The sequence below is a fragment of the Exiguobacterium sp. s123 genome (assembly GCF_018617075.1).
Taxonomy (GTDB): Bacteria; Bacillota; Bacilli; order Exiguobacteriales; family Exiguobacteriaceae; genus Exiguobacterium; species Exiguobacterium profundum.
In genome coordinates, this window is the sequence record NZ_JACSJL010000002.1 from 1 (window position 1) to 23970 (window position 23970).

The following is a 23970-nucleotide window of genomic DNA, read 5'->3' on the forward strand; positions in this document are numbered from 1 at the left end:
GGTCTATGAGAATGTGCTGAACGACGCGATCTTCAGCGGAGATTTGGTAGAGGTAAAATATGTGGAGAAGCGGGAGATGAAACGATTCAGAGGATTCGTGCACCGGACGAACTACATGGAGCGGACCGTCGAGCTGGCCAATCAAAGGGAAGGGATCATCCATGTGCCGTTCGAGGCAATCATTCACGTCGAACAATCGATAGACTAACGCCCTGGCGGTTGCTGACGAAAAATCCTTTGCTGCTTTTATAGATGTATCAGTTAAAAGTTGCAGTACACTGATATCTTTAAATCATTCCGTTTGTCAATTTAAGCTAGACAGATCGACTCCATTCAGGTGACTCAAAAATGCCTCCAACGGTGTGCGGTAATTCAGTGACTTTCTTGGGATGTTATTCCGCTTGTCGGCCACCGACGAAATGAATGTTTGATCCACCTGGTTGAAGTCCATTTCCTTTGCCAAGCCGTCTTTCCGCAGGAGCCCGTTGGAGTTTTCATTCAAGGCGCGCTGAGAAGGCGTGCCGGGATCCGCAAAGTAAATCGAGACGTCGTGCCGGTTGCACAACGGTTTCCAATTGGAGAATTCCTTGCCGCAATCAAACGTGATGGATTTGAACAGATTTCTCGGGACCCCTTGGAACCACTGGTTCAACGCAGTTTCAATATCGCAAGCCTTGCGTCCTGCAGGCTTCAGGGCGATGATGACTTTCGTCAGCCGTTCGACCAGCGTGATCACCGCACTTTTGTGGCGGGCACCCACAATGGTGTCGCCTTCGATATGCCCGAACTCTTTTTTGAACGACGGGTTGTCGGCTTCCCGTTCGGAAATATGGCGTTTGAACGCCTGTTTTCCCCGGCGTTCCTGGTGTCCATTGGGTTTCCGTTTTCCTTTCATCGGCAGCGTGGCGGCGTCAAAGACCTGATTTTTGAACATGCGATAGATGGTGCGCGCGGAACAATCGATGGCCGTTTCTGCCCGGCCGACAATGACATCCGGCGTCCAGCCCTGCGCCACCTTGTCTTGAACATAGGCCACTTGTTTCTTCGGCAGGACAATCTTCCGCCGGCCGCAGCGTTTCTTATTTTTCTTGTATTGCGTGTAGAAGTCGAGCGCTGTATGTCCTGATTTCAGGAAATTGATGACGTTGTAGATTGGCTGCCTGGAACGGTTCATCAACTTAGCAATGATCGCTACAGGTATATTTTGGCGGTGGTAGGATTCTATCATCACCAGTTCATCCGTGGTAAGATGGGTGTAGGTCATTCGTGATCACTCCTATGTTTTTCTTTGGTCGGAAAATACATTGTGAGTGTACCACGAATGGCTTTTTCAATTGTCTAGCTTAATTTTACAATCGGCTATTAATGAATGAATGATCAATTTTTGAAAACTTTTTTGTGTTAATTGAATTTAAGTAGAAAAGAGAAGAAGCTTTTGGGCTTCCTCTCTTCCGATAATATCTCATATGTTAACTATAAAAATATATTTAATTATCCAAAGTCTTCAAACCTCCGTTTGACTTTAACCTAATACAAAACTGTGCCCCCAAGGTTAAAGAAAATTCAACTTTTGGGAGGCAGCACTTTTCGTGTACGACAATTAAACACGGTGTTAAACAGCTCTATTTCTTAGTTTCAATGTCATCGCATTGATAGCCACGATAACCGTGGACACGGACATCAGAACTGCTCCTGCGGCAGGAGCCAACGTAATCCCAATGGAGGCTAGAACACCCGCCGCTATGGGAATGGCAATAAAGTTATAACCGGCTCCCCACACGAGGTTCTGTTTCATTTTACTGGTTGTTTTATTGGCCAATTCGATAAAGGATTCAAGATCGCCTGGATCCGACTGAGTCAAAATCACATCAGCGGAATCGATGGCGACTTGAGTTCCGGCACCGACTGCTATCCCAACGTCTGCTATTGCAAGGGATGGTGCATCGTTGACGCCATCGCCGACCATGATAACCGTTTGTCCATTATTTTTCAGTGATTCCACTAAACCATATTTATCTTGCGGTGATTGATTGGCTCTGTATTCAATGCCCAGTTCCTCTGCTACTCCTTGGGCAGCCGTTTCATTGTCACCTGTAGCCATAATCGGTTTTATATTGTAATGCTTCAATGCCTGTATCAGCGTTCTGCTCGTTTCTTTCAATTCATCGCCTAATGCGACCGTACCGATCGGATTCCCGTCCTCAACTAGTATACTTAATGTTGCCCCTTTGGGAACATCCACCGCTACATCTCTTCCAAGTGCCTTTTGGCTGATCAATTCGTATTTGCGGCCATTGGCGTTTCCTTCTATACCCGCACCCGACACAACATCAATCGAATCAAAGTGGACAGGCTGAATCCCTTGTTTCTCAGCGTATTGGACGATTGACTGGGCGATTGGGTGGCTGGACCCGCCTTCAATCCCTGCCATTAACGCCGCGATTTCGGCTTCGGTATGTTGACCATCCAGTGTTTCCATGTTCAAAACTTTAAATTCGCCAGTAGTCAATGTACCCGTTTTATCCAGTATCATTACATCAGCCTTAGTTGCCAGCTCCAATGCTTCGCGGTCTTTCACCAACAGCCCGCGGCTTGCACCTAAACTGGTGCTTCGTGCAATAACCAGCGGAATGGCAAGGCCGAGAGCGTGTGGACATGCAATGACTAATGTCGTAACCGTAAAAAGAACAGCGGTTTGAATGTCAGCAATGTACAGCCAAACGACAAAAGCGAGGAAAGCCACCACAATGGCGATATAAAACAGCCAGCCGGCTACTTTTTGAGCCAGATTTTCAGCTCTTGAAGGTTGATCCTGCGCCTGGCTTATCAGGGTTTGTACTTGGGAAATGAACGATTGGTCGCCGGTTTCCTGTACTTCAAGATATATGATGCCTGCACCGTTCGTGGAACCGCCGATCACTTTGTCTCCGGCTCCTTTTTCAATGGGTTTAGATTCCCCCGTCAGCAAAGCTTCATTGATCCGCGAGGTGCCTCTTTTGATGATGCCATCGGCAGGGACGTTTTCTCCGGCCTGAACCCGTACAAGGTCTCCGACTTTCAGCTCATTTACGGGACGCGTCTCGATCGAATCATCTTCCAATACCACATGTGCATCTTTCGGCACCAATTCGGCGAGCGATTTTTGCGCGTCTCCTGCTTCTCCGATAGCCTTCATTTCGATCCAGTGTCCAAGGAGCATGATCAACAGCAAGGACGCGAATTCAAAGAAGAAATCCATGATGTGATCGCCGGTTACGTAGCGTGCCAGCACGGCGTAAATGCTATACAAATAGGAAACGGATATCCCTAATGAAATAAGGGCCATCATACCCGGTGCTTTTTCCTTAAATTCAGCGATTGCACCTTGATAGAAGGGTTTTCCGCCATAAACCAATAAGATAGTTGCTAATACAGCGACCACAATATCCGAGTATGGTAAAGTAAATTGGAAAGGAAGCCGAACGTCCATCATCGGCGACAATAATAGAATGACAATGCCCAAGGGCAGCGACTTCAGGAAAATTTCTTTGAAATTCCCATGATGGTGATGTCCATGGTCACTATGATCGTGGCCACCATGATTGTGATGGGCATGATCATCATGAATTTTGGCAGGATTGCTGTCGTCTTGAATGCCTTCTTTCACTTGGTCTTCATGGTACGAATGCCCAACATGTTTGGAATGATCCATTTTACTGTGATCTACCTGTTCGTCTTGATGGTGGTGATGGTCTTTATCATTTTTAGCCATTCAGTGCGCCTCCTCCAAACTAGTGGTTCTTATCCTATTTAACCCTATTTACATTCTTAACATTCACAAAGTTCTTGCCGAATATACCACGCGGGGGTATATTTCATTTAAAAGTAAAGTGTGCTGTGAAAGCACCCTTATACGACGTCATACCCTTGTTCTTCAATCGCTTTCTGAATTTCGTTTAATGATGTCTTGGCAGTATCATAGTCTACTGCCACTTCGCCTTTTTTAAGATCAACTGTCACAGATGAAATCCCTTCGAGTTCACCGACGCCCGTTTCAACCGAGTTTGCACAGTGGCCGCAGGACATACCTTGTACTTTTAATGTTTCAATCATTATTATTCCTCCTAAAGTAATATTTCCTTAAACTTAACATACCCCGATAGGGTATATCAAGTGTTTAGTATCATTTTACTTTATCGCTGTTTCCATGACTCTAATTTAGAAGTTCACAATGACCCCCCAAAAAAACCGCACCATTGATTTTAATATTTGATTACTTGTCTATAAAATGTGCAGTTTCTATGGAGTTTCGGTATTTCTGTTTAGTTTGGAAAGGAGAGGGAAATCCAGTAAATGAAGCAAAAATAAGAAATGGAGGTTTTAACTTGGCTCATGAACAACATCAGGAATTGATTCGGGCATTACATGATTGTGCAGCGGAATGTAACCATTGTTTTGACGCTTGTCTGCAGGAAGACGATGTGAAGATGCTAGCACAGTGCATTCGATTCGACCGGGAATGCGCGGACATTTGTGCATTTTTGGAACATGCCATTACTCACAATTCACCGTTCGTTTCCGAACTGGCAGCCGCTTGCGCAACCATTTGCGAAGCTTGCGCAGAGGAATGTGAGAAGCACGCCGATCATCATGAACATTGCAGACGCTGTGCGGAAGCTTGCCGTAGATGTGCAGAAGCTTGCCGTAACGCCGCATAACCTTACTCAAAAAGGCCCGTCGGAAATATTTTCCGACGGACCTTTTCTTTTATCAAGCATCATTCTGCTTCATGGATCCATTTGTAGCCGATTCCCCAAACCGTGAGAAAATGATCATCGACCGGAAAACCGGACTGGCGGATTTTTTCCCGAACATTTCGCACATGCGAATCGATGGTCCGCCCTTCCGTCTCTGAGTCGAATCCCCAAATTAACTGGATCAGCTGCTCCCTCGTAAACACTTTGTCGGCATTCTTCATCAGATGGCCCACCATCAGAAATTCTTTTGGCGTCAATTTGATGATATGTTTGCCGTACGTAAGTTCAAACCGGTCTTCGTCCCACACCAAACCGTCCACTTCAATGGTATTTTTCGGAGTTCTCCTGCGAAGCAGCGCCCCCATCCGGGCCAGCAACTCATCTTCATTAAACGGCTTTGTGATGTAATCATCCGCCCCGATATTCAATCCCTTAACAATATCCTCCTGTTGTTCCCGCGCCGTCAGCATAATGATTGGCACATCCGAAAATTTCCGGATTTCGCGGCACAGTTCCCAGCCATCCATTTCCGGCATCATGATATCCAGTAAGACGAGATCGAAAGGTTCCGATTCCAAATAGTCGAGGGCTTCATGAGCTCCCAGTGCTTTTTTACAGAGGTACTGATGCGGCTTCAAATATAAAGCCACTAAATCCAGCATTCGTTGTTCATCATCAATCAACAGCACTTTCTGCAAGCGAATCCCCCCTTTTCAATTCTATCAGGACGGTTGTCCCTTGTCCGTACTCACTTTGAAGCGTCATGAGACCACCGTGCGATTCGACGATTTCTTTTGCAATCGCCAGGCCAAGACCGCTTCCTCCGTACTGTCTGGATCTGGATTTATCGACCCGATACAATCGTTCAAAGACAAAAGGAAGATTTTTTTCCGGTATGCCCTCTCCTTCATCACGGATGCTTATGGTGATGGTACCTTTATCTTGGACTCCCTGTAATACCACTTGTGTTCCTTCAGGAGAATGCTTGCGGGCGTTGTCCAAGACATTCAGCAATACCTGCTGAAAACGTTCGGGATCAATGAAGGCGACAATCTCATGTTCACAATGGACAGCCAATGAAATCTGTTTCTCGTCAAAAGCTGGCCGAACCAAGGCAACGACGGATGCAAAAAGCATCTTCAGTGAAAATTCCTCTTTTTGAATGGTGAACTGGTTATGATCCATCTGAGCCAGCTCAAACAGCTGCCGGATCAATTCCGTCAAATGGGCCGTCTCTTCCCGGATGATGCCAATGTATTCCTTTTTCTCTTCCTCGGATGCATCCGGCCGGCTCGCGATATCGGCATATCCTTTGATATAGGTCAACGGCGTCCGCAACTCGTGCGAAATACTCGCCAAAAATTCATTCCGCTCATTTTTTAAATGTTCCAAGTCACTGGATAGAGCAGTGATGGCGTTCGCCAGCTCTCCCAACTCATCGTTTCGGCCAATATTCAGGCTGACCTCGTGGTGCCCTTCGCTTAACTGTTCCGTCGCTTCTTTCATCCGAATCAACGGCAACGTAATCAATCGGGATAGCAGAAAAATTGTGATGACGGTCAACCCGACAGCAATCAGGCCAACAATCAGGAATTGGTTTCGCAAATGACTGACCATCCCTTTGATATGATTGGTTTCCGCAAACATGAACACGTGGCCTCTATGTTCTCCTTCAATGGTGATTGGGCTGTCCGTCGCAATAAACTCTTTTTTGTCCCATCGCTCTTCCACGACCTTCCCTCCCTGCAGAACCTCATCAAAATCGGTGTGTTCCAACACTTCCCTCATTTCAGGTTCAATCAGATCGGAATGGGTCAATTCGTTGCCATCTGCATCCGTGATGATGACGATGAAATCGGAGGCCGATTCCATCAACGCCACATGGTTCAATGTCGCCGGTTCAAAATTGTCTTCCAATACTTCGCTGTGGGTGTTCCCTCTTGCAAGCAGGTTGGTCATGACTTCATCCACCCGTTCATTGACAAAAGTAACGTACAGGGTTAGAAACAAAACCAATTCAATGATGATAATAAACACAAAAAACAGCAAACCTATTTTCAATGCAAGCCTGTTTAACATGGCATCCCTCTTTAAGTCGATTGGTTAGCAGCAATCAAGACAAAGACTGCTGCCGAAAGCTGTTGGATTCGGTTCGTCTTTCAAACGGCTAGCTGGTTTCTACTTGGTTTTTCCCTCTTCCAGCAGCGTTTTCCAGGTCTGTAATCCGTCTTCCGACAAGTAGGCATTGCCTTCAAATGTGTAGATCGCCAGTTCCATTCCATCCATCGGGTTTTGTGCAATAAAAGCGACGGCATCTTGTGAAAGGTCCGGTGTATCCACCGGCTCGAGTTCTTCATTTTCCATAGTATACTTCGCCAGAGCCGCCGCTGTCCCGTAGCTTCCGAAGTACAAATGGTCTTCGGTGAAATGCACCGCTGTGCCTGTTTCACTTCCGTCTGTAATGGCTTTAAAATTTTCTCCGCCATCCCGTGAGAAATAAATCCCTGCAGCCGTAGCTGCAGCGACGAAGTTTGAGTCAGCCGGGTGAAGAGCGAGCGAAGTCACTTCGCCTTCCAGCCCTTCAGCCTTCACAGTTTTCCATGATTCGCCTTCATCACCGCTTTTATATACGCCGGCTTCCAATAGGGAATTCTTGGCCGGATTGATTAGGAAAATGTCGTTACTGTTATATCCCACCGCCATGGCATGAAAATCCGTTTCTCCTTGAAATGCAATCTCTTCAATCGATTTACCGCTGTCGATGCTTCGCTGTATCCCTAGGGGATTGGGTAATTCTGAGTCTGCACTTGGGTGGCCCGACGTAATAAATCCTTCATTTGTTGCATTAAAGCCCATATAATCATGAAAATTATCCGCCGTTTCGAACCAGCCCTCCTCCCGGTAAATTTTCAGCCCGGTATGCGAGGCAAAATACAGTCCGTTCTCATTTCCTGCATAACCCATCCCATGAACATGGTTCAGTTCCCCTTCAAACGGCACTTCAAATGAATCCGTTGTATCATTGCTGCAGCCTGCCAGCAAAAGAAAAGCCGACAGCACTGCCGTTCCTATTCTCTTTTTTTCATGTAGATGCCCTCCGAATATGTCATTTTTTATTTTTTATTTTTTATAAGTATAACATTCTTAAAGTTTAACGAAAAAGTTTCGACTTTTTGTGCAGATATCTTGATTTCAAAACAGGTAATCCATTCCCTCTCCAATTGACCCAAAAGGAATAATCCTTCCAATCGGTCCGGTGGAGGATCTTTGCCTGATTATTATTTATAAATTTTCTACACCTGACATTTCTTTTCTTTTGGTTAGTCCACTTTAAAGAAATGTTTTTTTCTCGTTTTTTCTTTGCAGCATTTTTCAAAATAACGTGGCCCGCATTATGCTTGGGAAATTCAGAGGTATCAGCACGGTTTGATCTGTTCCATATAACTCGCGATATCCTCTTCGGACATTTCAACCGTAATAATTTTCTCGATTTTGCCCTCTTGATTGACTAACAGAGTAGTCGGCAATGGACGGATATTATAAGCTTCCATAACACTTTTGTCCTTATCGATAACAATCGGGAACGTTAAATTTCGCTGTTCAGCAAATTGTCTCACTTCATAATCGGATTGCGCAATATTGACAGCGAGTATCTCCACACCTTGATCCTTGTATACCTGGTACTGCTTTTCCATCAGCGGGAACTCTTTTTCGCACGGTTTGCACCAAGTACCCCAAAAGTTCACGAACACCCCCTGCCCTTTGTACTCAGACAGCTGATGCCGTTCCCCGTTCAAATCCGTCAACGCAAAATCGGGTGCCGAATCTCCAACTTGCAGCAATTCGTTTTTCTCTTTTGTTAATCCGTTGTAGATGGTAAATGCAATAGCGACAACCAGAATCAACAAAATACTTGTCCTCATAATCAAGCGATTTCTCTTTTTATCCTTTTTAGCAGCCATACACTGTCACGTCCTTCCTAGATGCTGGGTTGAGTCCATTAAAACCCTGTAAATCCACCCGTAAATTGCGATAAAAAAGCGATGATTTCTGTCAGCATGTCAAAGTAAAGTAAAACGCCCATCAGAATCATTAATGCTCCTCCTATTGACATGAAAAGAGCGCTCTTCTTCAAGAAAGTCATTTTCTCAATAAAAAACGACATCAAGAGAAAAGGAATGGAAAATCCCAGAACGTAAAACAGCATATAGAGTAAGCCACTGTCCGGATCCGCTACTCCGAGTGCAATAACTCCTGCAAGTATGGGACCGGTACACGGGGTCCATCCAGCTGCAAAGCCAATGCCGATCAGAACAGAACCCGCGTATCCGGAGGGCCTTTTCTGGAACTGTAATTTCTTATCCGTCAGCAGGAAGTCGAATTTCAGAATACCGGTTAGGACCAAGCCAAAAAACACCATCAAAATAGCGCCCAATTGACGTAGAAGAACTTGATATTCCAAGAAGAAGTTTCCGATAAGCGAAGTCGACAAGCCCAACGCTAAAAAATGATGGAGAAACCTATCAAAAATAGAACCGTATGAATCAAAGCCGTGCTCCTCATCATTCCCTTGCCCGTCTTTAACTCATTGACTGAAACTCCAGTAAGGTAGGATAAAAAAGCCGGATACAAAGGAAGGGAGCATGGAGAGATAAATGATAAAAGCCTTGCGCCAAAGGCAAGATACAAACTAATTTCCGCCACTTGTACACCTCCTATTACAGTAAGTTGAATCCTCTTCTTTATCATTTTTGTATCCCTTAAGGAATCAACTGAAATTTTCTATATAAGACTCGGGGAATTTCAAGGTATGTAAAATTAAATACAGCCCCTCTCTTAACTTCTACTTCCCCGTGCTTGCTTAACCGTTCCAGAAGACGTCAACCAATCCAGTTTACCGATTAATTCTTGATTTTCTGTGCAGTTTCTTCTATTCCGGTTCAGGTGAAGTCCCGGATGATTTGCAGGAAGCCGAAAATCCAACCTTTGAAGTTGGAAGCCAGGCGATTATTGAAACCGATCATATGGAAGGCATGAAAGGTGCTGAAGCCACAATTGTCGGGGCTTATGATACAACCGCCTATGCAGTGACCTATACGCCGACGGACGGAGGCGAGCCGGTTGAAAATCACAAATGGGTGATTCACGCAGAATTGGAAAATCCAGGTGATGAACCATTGGAAACGGGCGATGAAGCGGCCATTGCCGCTGACCATATGGAGGGAATGGACGGCGCAACGGCTACGGTTGATTCTACCGAAGAAACGACCGTCTATATGGTTGATTTCGTCCCGACCACCGGAGGCGAGGAAGTCACCAATCATAAATGGGTGACTGAAAGCGAACTGTCACCCGAATAAAAGTGCCAAAACCCGGGATCTTGTCAACAAGATCCCGGGTTTTTATCTGTAATGGTTCATAAAGGATTCGATTTCGTTTGTATTACAAAAACATTAAGTTTTAGTAGTTAGGCTTCCCGTATAAATTCTGCACATTTTTTCAACATTTTTATAATAGAATAAATCAAATTTAAATAGTTTTAGAGAGGTCACCAAATCTATGAAAACAAATCAGCTTTTGAACGAATCCGGTCTAATCTCCCGATTAGATTCCAGAATATTAGAATTAGACATCAAGGGGATTGCCGATAACTCAAGCGATGTGGAAAAAGGTTTTGTGTTTGTTGCTATTAAAGGATTTGAAATTGATGGTCACGGGTTTATTGACCAGGCAATTGAAAAAGGGGCAGCCCTTGTCATCGGAGAACAAGAAATTACCCGGTTAGGTGTCCCTTATTTACAGGTGGAAAATAGCCGGAAAGCGCTTGGCATCCTGGCCAGGAATTTTTATGGCCGTCCATCTGACCAGAAAATAATGATTGGAATTACGGGCACCAACGGAAAAACGACGACGAGCTATATGCTCCAGCACTTTCTGGAAAGCAACGGTATGAGTTGTTCTGTCATCGGTACCAACCAAAATATTATCAATGGCGAAAAAATGAAAAGCTCGAACACCACACCAAATTCACTCGCTCTCCATAAACTGTTGACCCTCAGTCAGGATGAGGTCGTCATTATGGAAGTTTCTTCTCATGGACTGGCCCAGTATCGGTTAGAAGGCATTGAATTTGATTACGGCTTGTTCCTCAATCTTCACCATGAACACCTGGATTATCACAGTTCCATGGAAGAATATTTTCAGGCGAAGCTTACAATGTTCAATCAGATGAAAGAACATGGGATTGCTGTAGTGAATACAGATAATGAGTGGGGACGAAAGCTCTGTGGAATCCTGCAAACAAAGGGAAAACCGATTTATGCAATTGGCACATCCACTGAATGCAACCTGCGTGTTGCAAAATTTCATTCACTGTCCTCCACTATGCGGGTGATTGAAAGTAACGAAACGTATCAAATGGTCGCTGCCATGACCGGAATGCACAATATGTATAACACCTTAATGGCCTACGGAACATCATTGTTGCTGGGTATCCCCAAAGAAAAGCTCTTAAACTCCATTCACCATTTCAAGGGAGTCGATGGACGCTTTGAGATCACGAAACTGGCCAAGGGCTCGATCGTTATTGTGGATTATGCCCATACTCCGGATGCCATCTCTTACTGCCTGGAAACTGCAAAATCACAAGGGGCACAACGAATAACCCATATTTTCGGCTTTCGTGGAAATCGAGATGCCAGCAAGAGAAAGCACATGCTATCCATATCTGCTGAAATGAGTGACCGCTACATTTTAACGTTGGACGACCTGAACAATGTTTCTCCAGGAGATATGCTGGAAGTTTTAAACCAACTAAATGAAACATACGGCAACTCAAAAGGCAGCATCGTTCCAGACCGTACACTCGCCATTCAGCAAGCAATCCATGAAAGCAAGGAAGGCGACTGGATTGTGATTACCGGTAAAGGACACGAGAAATACCAGCAAACCTTTCATTTACCGACTGATTCGGACCGGGAAACCGTCAATTATATAATAAAGCAGAACTAAAATAATCACTCAGGAGGGAATAGTTATGAAAAAACTAAGTGTTGTTTCAACCATTTTAATCATGATCAACACTTTAATCGTTTCGTCCGTTTTCAGTAAAACTGATGACCCTTCCCTGCCAAACGTATCCAGTGAAGCAGCTATTGTCATGGAAGCAACGACTGGAGAAATCCTCTATGAAAAAAATGCACAGTCGCAGATGTATCCTGCCAGCCTAACAAAAATTGCCACAGCCATTTATGCAATTGAAAACAGAAAATTAAATGATGTTGTAACCATCAGTAAAAAAGCACGCAATACGGAAGGCACCCGTGTTTATTTGGAAGAGGGAGAACAAGTGACTTTAGAAAAACTGTTGCTGGGCCTCTTAGTCAACTCTGGAAATGATGCCGGCGTCGCCATTGCTGAACACATTAGCGGCAGCGTTGAGTTATTTTCTGCTGATATGAATTTATATTTAGAAGATGTAATTGGCCTGCGGAATACGAACTTCGAAAATCCTCACGGTCTTTTTGATCCCGAGCATGTTACGACAGCCGAAGATTTAGCGAAGTTAACCCGATATGCGATGAAGAACGATGAATTCATGAAAATATTTGGAACAAAAGAACTGCCCTGGAACGGTGAATCCTGGGATACCATGCTTTATACCCACCACAAACTATTAAGGGAAAAACCTTATGAAGGCGTTACGGGTGGTAAAACCGGGTTTGTGCCAGAAGCAGGCGTCACGCTGGCCACGACAGCCAAAAGAGAAAACCTGAATTTAATTGTCGTCACCTTAAAAAGCGACACAGAGGCAGAAGCTTATGCTGACACTATTCAACTTTTGGATTTTGGATTTGAAAATTTTAAAACAGTGAGCATTCCGAAAGAAAGCAGCTTTTTTGCCGGTGATGTGGAATACATTACGCCAGGCGATTTCTTTTATACACACCAAACAGATGAGCAAGTGACAATCGCTGTAAAAGAAGATGGACTATTAAGGATTACTGATCAGGATGGCACTCTTTTGTCTTCTTATCAGTTTCCCGTTGTCAGTGCTTCTGAGACAAACCTTCCTTCTAATTCTGAAGACGTTCGCACATTTTTCCCACCTGGGATTTTAAGTTCAATCTATTTGTTCCTCCTCGTCGTTGGCTTTTCAGGATTAGTGTATTACCGAATTCGAAAAAAACGGATATAGAACGCACTTCTCTATCTTAAAATTTCATTCAACTGAACTTTTATATACCATCAATTTTTTAAACAGCGCAGGAGGCGGATTATATCATAAACACTCAGTTCCCCGTTTTAGAATTTCTGCTGCTTCTCATTTTCAACATAAGTATGGGTGCAGTTGGCTTTTTCCCAAGCTTTTTGCTCACGTCTCTCAATATCAGTTCTTTAGGGTTAACCATTGGCGTCATCCTTTCTTTGTCGGGGGAGATTTTTGGCGCTATCGTCGGATTTTACCTATATCGATATGGGTTTTCAAAAGTTAATCCAAAGTGGTTAAAGCGGCCGTTCTGGAGGTACATCCAGAGTTCTTCAATAAGCCGCGTCTTCTGGGCAATCATCTTGCTGCGTTTAATTCCTTTTGTCCCATCAGGTCTGGTAACAGCAGGGGCGGCCTTGACGCCCATTCCAGGTGGCTTATTCATTATTGCCAGCACCATCGGTAAAATTCCGGCCGTTTCTCTTGAAGTGGCTGTTGTTTATGGCCTTGTAGAATCCATACCTCCCGGTTATCAGTACGGCTTATTTATTTTGATCTTTCTATCGTTTCTAGTGATCTGGGCAAAGAACAAAAGAAAAAATTCTTTGTAATTTTACCCCCTGTTTGAGAAAACTTCGATAAATTCATCCTCTTTTTCTGGCTCATCACCATAACTCGTGGTTGCTATTTTGACGACCGATCTCGAGGCGCAATCTTAAAAAGAATCGTTCGAGGTTTCGATAGCCATAACCACGGCGTTTGATGAGCTTGATCTTGTTGTTCGTCCCTTCCATCTTCCCGTTCGACAGCCTTGACACGATGGTCTGGCGCATCGCTTGCTCCCGGACCCGGATTGCTTTCGCGATCTTCGCCAGGGGCCCGCACGGATGGAACTGATAACGGTCCAACCAGTCCGACAGCCGCCGTTGCGTCTGTATCTCGCACGTCGCCTTCAGCACATACAGGATATGCTGGAGCCCTTGATAGAGGTTCCGAATGAATGGATCTTCCTGAATACAGGAACGGACGACCTCCCGGTCTTCCCCAGTCAGTGTTTCCGGGCGACGCGCGAGCGAACGATCGATCACGCGAACGTGGTGATGGCGTCTTGCCTCGTTCAAAAAACGACGCCGTCGGCGAAGGGCGTCCGTGACGAACTGGACGAGGTGGAACCGGTCCAGCACATGTTCTGCCTCCGGGAAGACATGGTTGATGGCCTTCGCCATCGCCGGTGCAAAATCACTGACGACAGAACGGATATCCTCGGATATGCCTTGAAGTGCTGCCGTGATGGCTGCCACGTCCCGGCCCGGGACAATGGACAGAAGCTGGCCACTCTTGGCATCGAGGACAATCGTCGCATAGTGGTGCCCCTTTCTTGTGGCGAACTCGTCGACCAGGACATGCGTTGCACGCTCCATCGTCTCCACCGAAGCTACTGATAGAACCAGCGCTCCACCGTCGTATAAGGGAGGCCGTACTCGCGTGCGACATCTGAGATTGTCCGTCCGTGGCAACGTTTTGCGATGCCTTTCCGGAAAACCTCGGTGGAAGTGCGGACGAGCCCGAGAGCGTAGTCATACACGAACGTCAAATCACAAGAGCTGCATCTTTGACGTGGGACATCCAGTTCGATCCAGAGTACACCGACGTTCCACGCATGACCGTGTCGAAAGCGACGCCGCTTTTTCGAATGCAGGATGGTCTTTCTCTGGCACAGCGGACAAGGGATGTCATGTTGACCCGGGATGACCGGAAAAACGTTTGGTTCTTCGTCTGACGACATTTGGATCTGAAAAAGGGCTGGAAGTGGAAGAGGTAATTTGATAAACTGTTGGGGCAAAGCGAAAACTCCAATCGTGGTTTGTCTAAGCAACAATTACGACACCGGGGTTTTCGCTTTTTTTCTATGTTCAATTCAAAATCCGATGGATTTTATGTGTCAACCACACCTTATGGTGATGAGCCCATGAAAAGTCATTTCGGATAATTACTTCCTTTATTCTACACAGTTATGTAATTCTCCATTACAAATGACTTTCGTACAACATCAAACTTATGTAACGGGAGGAATTAGGATGCACAAAAAAGATGATTCTCTCGACAAGAAGGAATTTCAGGAGTCAGAGTTAAAGAACAAACGTCGTCAGTCTTTAGCTTTAGAGCCAACCATTCCGCTTAGTGAATTAACACTAACAGACCCTATCATGAAAGTGACGCTATGGATCGGGAGTTTTGGCGTTTATAACGAGTCCATTTTGACTTTTCATTCGAACGGTTTCGTTAAACGAGAACTCTTGATCCTTCAAACGTTTGGCGAGGAACAACGGATAGAATCCGGTTGGTACAACCAGGATGACTCTGCAAAAGTCTTAAAGAAATTCAATTCTTTTAAGACGCATCTCTGGCCGGAGTTGTTCGTAGAAACAGAAACAATCACTCACGATGGGACCCAGTGGAAGTTGGAGGTCTGTAAGAAGGGGGGGAGACTAGTTCCTATAGCGGCAGCAATGCTTACCCGCCGAAGTGGAGGTCTCTCAAAAAATTGTTCGGCCACTATTGACGTCCAATCGTTTGTTGACCAGCCCTTACAGGAAGGTGTGAGGATGCTATATGGGAAAGAAACGAAAACCAATCCGCAAAGTCGTCAAATATGCCCCTAAACTTGTTTTAGAGTCTGCTGTGCCACTCGGTCATTACGGAGCCCTTGCTTGTGAAATAGCAACTAACCCAATCAAACTTCTCTCGGTCAGTCTTTCCGATGAGCTCGAAAAGTCTCCTTATGTGAGATACCGACACCGCTTCATGGACTATCTTGCATGGAAACTGTATTCGGAGGGCGATATGACCCTCGAGAACATGTCCTGACTCATGGATGAGTTCAAGACACGCGATGATGTCGTCAAACTGTTCATCGCCCGTGCCAAAGAGATTTCGGAGACCAATCACTCTTATCAGTCGACCATTCTATTGGCCATCTACTCTGCGAAAGTGTTCGCCCGGCCAGAACTCGCTGCGAATAGTGAGTCCGCTTTCTTCTTACATCTTCTGTCACAAGTGAATGACAACGACCTTCGCCATTTTGAACTCATCTATGACCACGCGGCTGCTCTCGAACTTAAATTTACACTAGTTTACGCTTGTGACGCCTATTATCAATCGATCGGTGATCCAGTCTTTCAACAACTTCCCCCTCAAGAACGTGAGGCTGCCCTCCTGGCGAGGCTAAGCGACGACCCGGAATTCGTATCGTTTTACACGAGTACAGACAAGCTGACATTCCTGGGTGTATTGATGCAGCGTTCGTTCAGTTTTGGAAGCATCGGACATACTCAAATCTCATTGAACCCGTAGAGCAATACGTTAAAAGAACTATTAGAAGAGTCTCGGTTGTTGGAAGAGTCCTTGATGCGTTCATCGAGCCCTTCTTAACCTTACGCTCGTACCGCCTAATCTCGATAATTACCTCTCCTGATCAATCTAGATTTTTGTATACAAAAAAATGATATATGGTCATATATAATCAAAAGCGACGACAATACTTTGAGATGTGTATATTTCTAAAGGGACAGAGTGCTTTCCAGACAATCGATTCGACTCCACTTTGATGGATATATAAAAGAGTGTATACATTTCGACGTCGAAACGTGTACACTCTCTTTTGTTGTCGAGTCATGGCATGTCGTGACTCAATCATGTATATTTTTGTATGTACATCGCATCATCTGCGACCAAAATCAGTGTCTCTAGTGAGTCCCCGTCTGTCGGATAAGCAGCTTCTCCAATTGAAGCATCGAGCGTCACCGGCACATCTCCGATTGAGAGCTCGTATTTAAATGTCGCTTTCTTGAAGTCCAAAGGATAAGGCGAAAGGATCACGAACTCATCTCCGCCGATGCGACCGAGTACTCTTTCGCATACAACTGCTTAATTTCCCACTCTAACGCAGAACGGAAGTTCATCCCTTTTCGCGCACGTTCGACCGCAAAATTAATGTGATCACCTAGTCCAAGGAGAGCCATGTTGTTGACCGTATTCCCTACTTCAGTTTCATAAAGTTGGAGAATATCGCCGGCCAATTCGATGTCCTTCACATCGATTCGTTGTAGAAGTGCTTCCAGCTCATGCACAGATGCCTGTTGTTCTAGATAAAGTCTTAATAATTGCCTCATTCTTATTTCATCATCAACAATTAATATTTTATCCATCCTAGCCACCACCTCTTACATTAGAATTTTTTAATAATAAATGATTGTCAATCTATTTCCTCATTATTTTCACGAACTTTCTATATAATCAACTCAAACTATAGGATGGAGTTGATTATATAGAAAGCATTTATGAAGAGTTTAATCGTTACTCTCTATGTATCCTTCTTTTTTCTCACCATACTACTGGTCTATAAAGGTTATGAAATTTTTCATAACTAAGTACCGTAGTTTTTATAGATAAAGGAGCATCAGCTTTTTAGCTCATACCTTTTTCGGCATGGCGACATAGATGCTCCTTCATTTTTAACACTTCGCTTTAAGCAATTAATTTACGACAGATTTTTGCACATTCATTACAGGCCTCAGCGCACTTTTTACAATGATCATGATCATGTTTCGAACATTCGTCGGCACATCTTTCACAAATTTCAACACAGCTTCTTGCAAGAACATCAATATTGCTGCTGTTTCGAGAAATAGCTTGTACTAAAAGACTACAAATTTCAGAACAATCTCTGTCTAGACGTATACACTCTGCCATCGAAGAAACATGATGTTCACTCAAACACGCATCAAAGCATTCATTACAAGTCACTATACAGTTGTGTAGGGCACCTAAGATTTCTTGTTGTCCAGTATTCATTCTAAAATACCTCCATTTTCCGTCTTTTTTGACTTACACAAAGCCTATTCCCTTAGTTTGTGAAGAAAAGATGAAAACATTCACCTATTTTTTAGTCCACTTTCAACTGACCCATCATTCCGTTCTCTTCATGTTCAAGGATATGGCAATGGTACATAAATACCCCTTTTTCCTTGAAAGTCATCTGAATCTTAACTCGTTCGTCTGGTTTTATAGCGATAGTGTCTTTTAGACCTGTTTCTTGATTATCCAGTTTCTGTCCGTTTCGCTCTAATACTTTGAATTGGACTCCATGAATGTGAAAGGGATGAGTCATTCCACCCATCATGTCTTTTTTATTATAGACCTCCCAAATTTCCGATTCTCCTTGTTTCGCCTTAATATCAATTCTCGTCTTATCAAACTTTTTCCCATTGATTTCAACATTTTTGCCCATTCCGAAAAGAGTTAATTTTTGATTCACTGTAGACAAGGTCTTTAGCGGCTTTTCATATCCATTTTTCAGCGCCAATGCACTTAGGTTCGCCCCTTGTTTATCCTTCAGTTTGAAGTTAACGACCCTTACTCCATTCGTTTCAAATGAAACAGTCTCACCAATTTTTCTTTTTGAAAAATCTACCAATACCTCTATACGTTCGCCTGGACTTAATTCAATTTTTTTCACGTTTTTCGCTTTTGAGATGTAACCACCATCATCAGCAATTTTTTTTAAAGGATGAGCCGTCAGATAACTTCACTGCATAGTTCCGTGCATTGGACCATTTATCAACCTGACCCTAAGTTGCGAACATTTCACGTTAAAATACGGATTAATCGTTCCGTTTACGAGGAGGGTATCGCCTAAAGCCCCATCTATTTTTTCTACATCAGCATATTCAAGGACATTCCTATTTTTAACTTTTCGATCTTGAAGAATTAATGGAATATCATTTTCACCATATTTATGAGGTAGCATCGTCTCTTTAGTTTTTTCATCTTTTACGTATAACAATCCTGCCAACCCCTTGTATACTTGTTCAGCAGTCTTACCCATTGGATGTGGATGAAACCACAATGTCGATTCATTTTGCTTCACTTTAAACTTTACTACCTTCGTCTCACCAGCTTTCACGACCTGATGTGGTCCACCATCTACGGATGATGGTACAACAAGACCGTGCCAATGGGATGTAGTGGCTTCTGATAAGCGATTCACCGTACGGATTGTTATTGTTTTCCCTTTTTTTAACTCCACTACAGGACCTAAATAATTTCCGTTATATCCTAGAGTTTTAGTTTTTTTTAGCATCTCGAAAGAACTTTGTTTCCCCTTGTTTAGCGACAATCGTGTATTGAATGGAATTCTTGGTTTCACGATCGGCTTTTAGTATCTTAGGGATGTTTAATCGTCGCTCTTTTTCTTCAGTTGATTTTAAATCGACACTCGCACCATGTCCCATACCTTCCATCATATTCTGATTTGTAGTAGTGTTTCCTCCATTCATCATAGATCCCATGTGCTGTTTGTTGTTTGACATAGTACCTCGGGTAAGAAGTAAATACGAACCGCCCACTATAATCATGAGAGTGAAGATACCGATAGTTGCGATTAACCATGTTATCTTCATATGGATCATTCCTTCCAATCAATTATTATCTTTAACTTAAAGAATGATTGTGAAAGAACTATGTCTTTCTACCCATGAATTTTATAGTTTTTTTTCAATGTGTTACTTTTCTGCTCTCTGCAATGTTTCTGCAAATTTATGTGATAGAGTCTATGGAAAGCATAAAAAAGCAATTGGAGGTAATTTTTATGAAATTAAAGAAAAAGATTATTATGACAACTATGGCTGCTTCGCTTTCTTTAGCACTCGCTGCGTGCGGAAGCAATAGTGATGATTCTAAATCAACAGGAAGCATGGATAAAAATATGGATGGTATGGATCATTCGACGATGGACATGTCTGGATCGAAAGAGGTTCCGAAAGGGCTCCAAGAGGCTAAAAACCCTAAATTTAAAGTTGGCGACATGGCGATGATCAAAGAAGCACATATGGAAGGCATGAAAGGGGCTGAGGCTAAAATTGTAGGTGCTTATGATACTACTGCTTATAGCATTTCTTATGACCCTACAAATGGCGGGAAACGCGTCACGGATCATAAATGGATTATTCAAGAAGAGATTGTAGATGCCAAGTCATCTCCTTATGAAGTAGGCGATGAAGTAAAAGTAGACGCGGATCATATGGGAGGAATGAAGGACGCTACGGCCACTATCGATTCAGCTAAGCAAACAACAGTGTATATGATTGATTTTGAATCGACTACAGGTGAAGAAGTGAAAAATCATAAATGGGTGACTGAAGACGAACTATCTGCAGAATAAACGATATACAAGAGAGGAACGGTTTTTTAACCGTTCCTCTCTTGTCTTCTTTCTCCTTATTTAAGGAACCCACTTGTAACCAATTCCCCATACTGTGCGAAAGTGTTCTTCAATAGGAAACTCGAGTTTCCTAAGCTTTTCTCTTAAGTTTCTTACATGAGAATCGACCGTTCGTTCATCTGTCCACTCATTTGCTAACCATAAACTTGAGAGCAGTTCCTCTCTTGAATAGACACGTTCTGGATTTTTTAATAATTTAGCAAGTAATGAAAATTCTTTTGGTGTGACTTTGACTAAATGATTATCGTAATACAGCTCATGGGCGTCTTCATTTAAGATTAGACCCGACGATTCGATTTTTGATCCTGAAGAAACTGTAGTTCGTCTGAAAATCGATTGAATTCTTGCCTTCAATTCCGCCTCGTCGAACGGTTTCACAATGTAATCATCTGCTCCCAGTTGCAATCCTTTTACGATTTCTTCTTTTCCGTCGAGTGCTGTCAATAAAATGATTGGTACATTCGAAACTTCTCTTATCCTTTGACAAGTCTCAAAACCATCCATTAAAGGCATCATCACATCTAATATGATTAAGTCAGGCTCATCTACATCAATCAAGTTCAATATCTCTTTTCCGCTGTTCAGCTTAATACAGGTATAACTGTCTTGCAGATACAGTTCGATCAGTTCTAACATTCGATTCTCATCATCTACCAAAGCAATGGTTCTCATCCTGGAATCCCCCTCAAGTCAATGACAACCTTCAGCCCGTTTTCTACATTAATAGCTACGATGGTCCCTTTGTGCGCTTCAACTATTTCTTTCGTGATAGCCAGACCGAGCCCAGTACCTCCTGTTTCACGATTTCGTGAAGAATCTACTCGATAAAAACGATCAAAAAGATACGGGAGTGATTGTTCATCCACACCACCACCTTCATCCGTAACTTCAATAAAGTTTTCATCAAGTTTTAAAAATACGCGTTTGTTCGCATGTGTATATTTTAGCGCGTTATCCAGTAAATTTAAGAGAACCTGATCGAATCTAGCTTGGTCTATCTCTTTGTAGATGGGAGTTTTATTAATTTGAAGAATTAATTTCACTTGTTTCTCCTCAAATTTAACAATTATTCTTTCACTGATCTGTTTTAAGAAATCATTCATCTCTGTAATCTGAGGATCTATTTGAAAATGTGGCTCTTCCAATCTAGCAAGTTCAAACAAATCCTCAATCAGTTCTTGAAGTCTTTCGGATTCCTCATAGATAATATCTCCAAATCTCGATTCGTCTTTTTTGAGGAGTCCTGCATATCCCTTGATGTAGGTAATCGGCGTACGCAATTCATGTGTGATTGAAGTCAGAAATTGCTTTCTTGTATTTTGAATGTGACGTAAATCAACAGATAACTTAGTGATCGCTCGTGCTAAATCTCCTACTTCGTCGCTTCTCTCAGCTTCTCTGATTTTCAGCACCTCGCCTTGACTTAACTTTACCGTCGCCTCTTTCATTGATAAAAGTGGCTTTATAATGATATAACTCAAAAAATAAACATTTACTAATAGAAAAAGTACTAACAAGAATAGAGAGAACACTACTTGTTGTTTCAATTCCCCCATCAAATGCTGTATATACTTCGTCGGCTCTAACATGATTATTTGACCGCCATCTTCAATATTACTCACCGTCACTAAAAATTTGCCTTCTCTCCAATTACCTTCTACGATTCCATCCTTTTTTTGAATCCAATCCAGGTTCAAAAATTGTTCAGCGTCGTTAGATGAATCGACGACTTGATTATTTTTGTCTAAGATAATCACATCAGTCATCGCCTTTTCCTCCATTAAAACAACGTGTTCAACTGTTTGCTTGTCGAAGTTAGTGGAAAGAACATCTCGATGACTATTGCCTCTCTCTTGAAGGCTCTCCAGTTCACTTTCTACTTGTTGATGCTCAAGAATGTTGTATACAATAGCAGATGAGAGAATGAAAATCATGAGAATCCCGAAAAAATAAAATAACGTTATTTTAAATGAAAGTTTATTCATAAAGTACCTTTCTCATTTAAGATGATTACATATAAAAACAAACTGCTGAGATTTAGAAAAGAAAGTATTCTTCATTTAGGCGATACACAAAAGAGCTTTTATCATTTGATTCTTTTAAAAGGACAATTCCTTGAATATTGCTCCACAAATAATTAGCGAAATCATAATCTTTAAAAATAGCCTCACGAGTAGAATGCGTCATGAAACATTCTATTTTTGTAATCGTATACATCCCCTCCGAATCACGTTGATAATCGAAAGAAAAAGAACCCTTTATATTAAGCCTTTGAGCAATTATTGCTACGCACTCCTCTAAAATCGAGTTGGCAAACACCTCGTATGAAAGAACAGTATCTTGGTACCGTTCATACTCTTCTCTCATAAAACAGCAAATCACTTCATCAGATCGATAATCGATATATGCATCAATTTTCCCCAGCTTTACACCTTCAGGCGCATTCTTTATTTGGTCAAAAGAGTAAGTAAAGGTATTACCTTGAACCGAAAATGAATCATGAAGTATTGTTTTATCCAAATCAAAGGATGTTATAAACATTACGTTATTTTCTCTCATTTTTAACTTGTGTTTCGATAGCGTAGTTGCTTCTTGTTCGCTTAAAGGAATAATCCAGCCTATTTTTTGAGAAGTACAATATTCAATGAGATTACTAATATACCCTTCTTCTGATTCTTTTTTTGAAAATGAATCAAAATATTTAAAATCAGGAAGTAGCTTTCGAACCCATCCTTCTTTTGAAGAAATATGAATATCTATACCTGAGGGTTTAAGTTGTTTTATGTTCTCCATCACTTTCCAGTTTTCCTCTACTCCCATCATCAGGACATTTTTACGAAACATTTACGATGCATCTCCTCTTGAAATAGAAAATAGAGCGTCAGAACCCTCTAAACCCTGTAAAATCAATCAATATTGTAGTTAGTTTCGTTAGACCATCGAAATACAATATGATACCTAATAAAATCATAAACCCTCCACCTATTTTTGTAACCTTTGAAGAATACTTCATTAAATATCTTGATTTCCCGACCCAAAACGACATTAAGAAAAATGGAATGGAGAAACCTAGAACATAAAAGAGCATATATAAAAATCCATTACCAGGATTTGTGGCAATCAAAGCAATAACTCCAGCGAGAATTGGTCCTGTACAAGGAGTCCATCCAGCAGCTGATCCGACTCCGACCAAAAGCGTTCCGATATAGCCACGCTTTCTTGTTCCTAAGTTCAATCTTCGCTCTTTAAGTAAAAATGTTGGAGTCCATAGACCAGTTAGAATAACACCAAATATGAATAAAATAAGTGCACCGCTCATCTGTAAAACATCTTTATACACTATAAAAAAATCAGCCAAGTATGACGTTGAAAAACCCATCACTAAAAATACGCTCGAAAATCCAAGTAGGAAAACTAATGTATGGGGAACTCCATTCCAGTTCCACTTTTCATTTTCTTTTAACTCTCTAACTGAAACCTCTGTAATGTAAGATAAAAAAACGGGATATAAAGCCAGACAACATGGCGAAATGAAAGATAAAAACCCTGCCCAAAAGCTAACAAAAAAGATAATTCCATCAAATTTTTCCTACACACAAAAAATAAATCTATTTTTTGGAATATTTATAAAAAAGAAATGTGTTTAATTTTTATCATAAAATCCGTTTGTGAAAAAACTATGCATTTTTTGATTAAATCTCTTGTCAATTTTTGAAATGAATTTGATATACTTTTTTGTAATA

At 42.4% G+C, this 23970-nt stretch carries 27 protein-coding genes and 2 pseudogenes; 9 read left to right on the forward strand and 20 right to left on the reverse strand.

What is annotated here, in order from left to right:
• Positions 1–208, forward strand: a 208-nt coding sequence (locus KNO72_RS03840; RefSeq protein ID WP_214686808.1) for a YolD-like family protein, incomplete at its 5' end; no start/stop codon positions are given.
• A gap of 96 nt (positions 209–304) precedes the next feature.
• Here KNO72_RS03840 and KNO72_RS03845 read toward each other — a convergent pair.
• From KNO72_RS03845 to copZ, 3 genes are all read right to left on the reverse strand, one after another.
• Positions 305–1264 carry an IS30 family transposase gene (locus KNO72_RS03845; RefSeq protein WP_114167461.1) on the reverse strand — a complete coding sequence of 320 codons (960 nt, stop codon included), beginning with the start codon at positions 1262–1264 and terminating at the stop codon, positions 305–307.
• Positions 1265–1612: 348 nt separating this feature from the next.
• Positions 1613–3751, reverse strand: coding sequence for a heavy metal translocating P-type ATPase (locus KNO72_RS03850; RefSeq protein WP_305823196.1), 2139 nt, complete (start codon positions 3749–3751; stop codon positions 1613–1615).
• Positions 3752–3888: 137 nt separating this feature from the next.
• Positions 3889–4092 carry a copper chaperone CopZ gene (copZ, locus tag KNO72_RS03855; RefSeq protein WP_029336157.1) on the reverse strand — a complete coding sequence of 68 codons (204 nt, stop codon included), beginning with the start codon at positions 4090–4092 and terminating at the stop codon, positions 3889–3891.
• Positions 4093–4364: 272 nt separating this feature from the next.
• On the opposite strand from copZ, the gene KNO72_RS03860 reads away from it, so the two are divergent.
• Positions 4365–4697, forward strand: a complete 333-nt coding sequence (locus KNO72_RS03860) for a four-helix bundle copper-binding protein (protein ID WP_214686812.1) — start codon at positions 4365–4367, stop codon at positions 4695–4697.
• A 59-nt stretch (positions 4698–4756) separates the two neighbouring features.
• Here the strand turns inward: KNO72_RS03860 and KNO72_RS03865 are convergent, their stop codons facing one another.
• The 5 genes and pseudogenes from KNO72_RS03865 to KNO72_RS03885 all read right to left on the reverse strand — a co-directional run bounded on the left by KNO72_RS03865 (position 4757) and on the right by KNO72_RS03885 (position 9440).
• Entirely contained in the window at positions 4757–5434 is a 678-nt protein-coding gene (locus tag KNO72_RS03865; RefSeq protein ID WP_214686813.1) for a response regulator transcription factor, read from the reverse strand.
• Complete coding sequence (locus KNO72_RS03870) at positions 5412–6815, reverse strand: sensor histidine kinase (RefSeq protein ID WP_214686816.1); 1404 nt, start codon at positions 6813–6815, stop codon at positions 5412–5414. Before KNO72_RS03870 ends, KNO72_RS03865 begins: the two co-directional genes overlap by 23 nt.
• A gap of 99 nt (positions 6816–6914) precedes the next feature.
• On the reverse strand, positions 6915–7796 hold the full coding sequence (locus KNO72_RS03875; protein ID WP_270810962.1) for a F510_1955 family glycosylhydrolase: 882 nt from the start codon (positions 7794–7796) through the stop codon (positions 6915–6917).
• Between the two features lie 356 nt (positions 7797–8152).
• Positions 8153–8698 carry a thiol-disulfide oxidoreductase ResA gene (gene resA / locus KNO72_RS03880; protein WP_214686818.1) on the reverse strand — a complete coding sequence of 182 codons (546 nt, stop codon included), beginning with the start codon at positions 8696–8698 and terminating at the stop codon, positions 8153–8155.
• Between the two features lie 38 nt (positions 8699–8736).
• Positions 8737–9440, reverse strand: a pseudogene (locus tag KNO72_RS03885) (cytochrome c biogenesis CcdA family protein).
• 230 nt (positions 9441–9670) lie between these two features.
• Here KNO72_RS03885 and KNO72_RS03890 point away from each other — a divergent pair.
• From KNO72_RS03890 to KNO72_RS03905, 4 genes and pseudogenes are all read left to right on the forward strand, one after another.
• Positions 9671–10096: pseudogene (locus KNO72_RS03890) on the forward strand (YdhK family protein); the annotation flags it as partial.
• 199 nt (positions 10097–10295) lie between these two features.
• Positions 10296–11747, forward strand: a complete 1452-nt coding sequence (locus KNO72_RS03895; RefSeq protein WP_214686820.1) for a UDP-N-acetylmuramoyl-L-alanyl-D-glutamate--2,6-diaminopimelate ligase — start codon at positions 10296–10298, stop codon at positions 11745–11747.
• A gap of 25 nt (positions 11748–11772) precedes the next feature.
• Positions 11773–12933, forward strand: coding sequence for a D-alanyl-D-alanine carboxypeptidase family protein (locus KNO72_RS03900; RefSeq protein ID WP_214686822.1), 1161 nt, complete (start codon positions 11773–11775; stop codon positions 12931–12933).
• A 143-nt stretch (positions 12934–13076) separates the two neighbouring features.
• A complete protein-coding gene (locus tag KNO72_RS03905; RefSeq protein ID WP_214686824.1) occupies positions 13077–13556 on the forward strand; it encodes a TVP38/TMEM64 family protein in 480 nt (159 codons plus the stop codon).
• A gap of 54 nt (positions 13557–13610) precedes the next feature.
• On the opposite strand, the gene KNO72_RS03910 is transcribed toward KNO72_RS03905, so the two are convergent.
• Positions 13611–14366, reverse strand: coding sequence for an ISL3 family transposase (locus KNO72_RS03910; RefSeq protein WP_214686826.1), 756 nt, complete (start codon positions 14364–14366; stop codon positions 13611–13613).
• Between the two features lie 14 nt (positions 14367–14380).
• Positions 14381–14788: a helix-turn-helix domain-containing protein gene (locus KNO72_RS03915; RefSeq protein WP_214686829.1), complete on the reverse strand. Its 408-nt coding sequence runs from the start codon at positions 14786–14788 to the stop codon at positions 14381–14383.
• 235 nt (positions 14789–15023) lie between these two features.
• On the opposite strand from KNO72_RS03915, the gene KNO72_RS03920 reads away from it, so the two are divergent.
• Both KNO72_RS03920 and KNO72_RS03925 read left to right on the forward strand, forming a co-directional pair.
• The gene (locus tag KNO72_RS03920) at positions 15024–15608 is read left to right on the forward strand and encodes a hypothetical protein (RefSeq protein WP_214686831.1); all 585 of its coding nucleotides are present in this window, start codon (positions 15024–15026) and stop codon (positions 15606–15608) included.
• Between the two features lie 208 nt (positions 15609–15816).
• Positions 15817–16299 (forward strand): hypothetical protein, encoded by a 483-nt coding sequence (locus KNO72_RS03925; RefSeq protein ID WP_214686833.1) that lies wholly within the window; start codon positions 15817–15819, stop codon positions 16297–16299.
• A gap of 339 nt (positions 16300–16638) precedes the next feature.
• Here KNO72_RS03925 and KNO72_RS03930 read toward each other — a convergent pair whose 3' ends face one another.
• The 6 genes from KNO72_RS03930 to KNO72_RS03955 form a co-directional block, all read right to left on the reverse strand.
• The gene (locus KNO72_RS03930; RefSeq protein WP_029336154.1) at positions 16639–16824 is read right to left on the reverse strand and encodes a diguanylate cyclase; all 186 of its coding nucleotides are present in this window, start codon (positions 16822–16824) and stop codon (positions 16639–16641) included.
• A complete protein-coding gene (locus KNO72_RS03935) occupies positions 16821–17153 on the reverse strand; it encodes a PRD domain-containing protein (protein WP_214686834.1) in 333 nt (110 codons plus the stop codon). The genes KNO72_RS03930 and KNO72_RS03935 overlap by 4 nt, the downstream gene beginning before the upstream one ends.
• Positions 17154–17472: 319 nt before the next feature.
• Positions 17473–17799: a four-helix bundle copper-binding protein gene (locus tag KNO72_RS03940; protein WP_214720047.1), complete on the reverse strand. Its 327-nt coding sequence runs from the start codon at positions 17797–17799 to the stop codon at positions 17473–17475.
• 91 nt (positions 17800–17890) lie between these two features.
• Positions 17891–18463, reverse strand: coding sequence for a multicopper oxidase family protein (locus tag KNO72_RS15600; protein ID WP_214686838.1), 573 nt, complete (start codon positions 18461–18463; stop codon positions 17891–17893).
• Between the two features lie 69 nt (positions 18464–18532).
• Positions 18533–19087 carry a multicopper oxidase domain-containing protein gene (locus tag KNO72_RS03950; RefSeq protein ID WP_214686840.1) on the reverse strand — a complete coding sequence of 185 codons (555 nt, stop codon included), beginning with the start codon at positions 19085–19087 and terminating at the stop codon, positions 18533–18535.
• Positions 19071–19406, reverse strand: coding sequence for a hypothetical protein (locus KNO72_RS03955; RefSeq protein WP_214686842.1), 336 nt, complete (start codon positions 19404–19406; stop codon positions 19071–19073). The genes KNO72_RS03950 and KNO72_RS03955 overlap by 17 nt, the downstream gene beginning before the upstream one ends.
• A 188-nt stretch (positions 19407–19594) precedes the next feature.
• Between KNO72_RS03955 and KNO72_RS03960 the strand changes: the two genes are divergently transcribed.
• Positions 19595–20167, forward strand: a complete 573-nt coding sequence (locus KNO72_RS03960) for a YdhK family protein (protein ID WP_214686843.1) — start codon at positions 19595–19597, stop codon at positions 20165–20167.
• Positions 20168–20227: 60 nt separating this feature from the next.
• Here KNO72_RS03960 and KNO72_RS03965 read toward each other — a convergent pair whose 3' ends face one another.
• The 4 genes from KNO72_RS03965 to KNO72_RS03980 are packed head-to-tail and all read right to left on the reverse strand — an operon-like array spanning position 20228 to position 23801.
• Positions 20228–20899, reverse strand: a complete 672-nt coding sequence (locus KNO72_RS03965; protein ID WP_214686845.1) for a response regulator transcription factor — start codon at positions 20897–20899, stop codon at positions 20228–20230.
• Positions 20896–22212, reverse strand: coding sequence for a sensor histidine kinase (locus KNO72_RS03970; RefSeq protein ID WP_214686847.1), 1317 nt, complete (start codon positions 22210–22212; stop codon positions 20896–20898). The genes KNO72_RS03965 and KNO72_RS03970 overlap by 4 nt, the downstream gene beginning before the upstream one ends.
• 52 nt (positions 22213–22264) lie before the next feature.
• Positions 22265–23071, reverse strand: a complete 807-nt coding sequence (locus KNO72_RS03975) for a hypothetical protein (RefSeq protein WP_214686848.1) — start codon at positions 23069–23071, stop codon at positions 22265–22267.
• 37 nt (positions 23072–23108) lie between these two features.
• Positions 23109–23801, reverse strand: coding sequence for a cytochrome c biogenesis CcdA family protein (locus tag KNO72_RS03980; RefSeq protein WP_214687704.1), 693 nt, complete (start codon positions 23799–23801; stop codon positions 23109–23111).
• Between the last annotated feature and the right edge of the window lie 169 nt (positions 23802–23970).

Coding starts and splice junctions, on each gene's coding strand:
- KNO72_RS03845 (WP_114167461.1), bottom strand. CDS start 1,264: ATGACCTACACCCATCTTACCACGGATGAACTGGTGATGATAGAATCC.
- KNO72_RS03850 (WP_305823196.1), bottom strand. CDS start 3,751: ATGGCTAAAAATGATAAAGACCATCACCACCATCAAGACGAACAGGTA.
- copZ (WP_029336157.1), bottom strand. CDS start 4,092: ATGATTGAAACATTAAAAGTACAAGGTATGTCCTGCGGCCACTGTGCA.
- KNO72_RS03870 (WP_214686816.1), bottom strand. CDS start 6,815: ATGTTAAACAGGCTTGCATTGAAAATAGGTTTGCTGTTTTTTGTGTTT.
- resA (WP_214686818.1), bottom strand. CDS start 8,698: ATGGCTGCTAAAAAGGATAAAAAGAGAAATCGCTTGATTATGAGGACA.
- KNO72_RS03895 (WP_214686820.1), top strand. CDS start 10,296: ATGAAAACAAATCAGCTTTTGAACGAATCCGGTCTAATCTCCCGATTA.
- KNO72_RS03900 (WP_214686822.1), top strand. CDS start 11,773: ATGAAAAAACTAAGTGTTGTTTCAACCATTTTAATCATGATCAACACT.
- KNO72_RS03905 (WP_214686824.1), top strand. CDS start 13,077: ATGGGTGCAGTTGGCTTTTTCCCAAGCTTTTTGCTCACGTCTCTCAAT.
- KNO72_RS03910 (WP_214686826.1), bottom strand. CDS start 14,366: ATGGAGCGTGCAACGCATGTCCTGGTCGACGAGTTCGCCACAAGAAAG.
- KNO72_RS03920 (WP_214686831.1), top strand. CDS start 15,024: ATGCACAAAAAAGATGATTCTCTCGACAAGAAGGAATTTCAGGAGTCA.
- KNO72_RS03925 (WP_214686833.1), top strand. CDS start 15,817: ATGGATGAGTTCAAGACACGCGATGATGTCGTCAAACTGTTCATCGCC.
- KNO72_RS03935 (WP_214686834.1), bottom strand. CDS start 17,153: ATGGATAAAATATTAATTGTTGATGATGAAATAAGAATGAGGCAATTA.
- KNO72_RS03940 (WP_214720047.1), bottom strand. CDS start 17,799: ATGAATACTGGACAACAAGAAATCTTAGGTGCCCTACACAACTGTATA.
- KNO72_RS03950 (WP_214686840.1), bottom strand. CDS start 19,087: ATGCTAAAAAAAACTAAAACTCTAGGATATAACGGAAATTATTTAGGT.
- KNO72_RS03955 (WP_214686842.1), bottom strand. CDS start 19,406: ATGAAGATAACATGGTTAATCGCAACTATCGGTATCTTCACTCTCATG.
- KNO72_RS03960 (WP_214686843.1), top strand. CDS start 19,595: ATGAAATTAAAGAAAAAGATTATTATGACAACTATGGCTGCTTCGCTT.
- KNO72_RS03965 (WP_214686845.1), bottom strand. CDS start 20,899: ATGAGAACCATTGCTTTGGTAGATGATGAGAATCGAATGTTAGAACTG.
- KNO72_RS03970 (WP_214686847.1), bottom strand. CDS start 22,212: ATGAATAAACTTTCATTTAAAATAACGTTATTTTATTTTTTCGGGATT.
- KNO72_RS03975 (WP_214686848.1), bottom strand. CDS start 23,071: ATGTTTCGTAAAAATGTCCTGATGATGGGAGTAGAGGAAAACTGGAAA.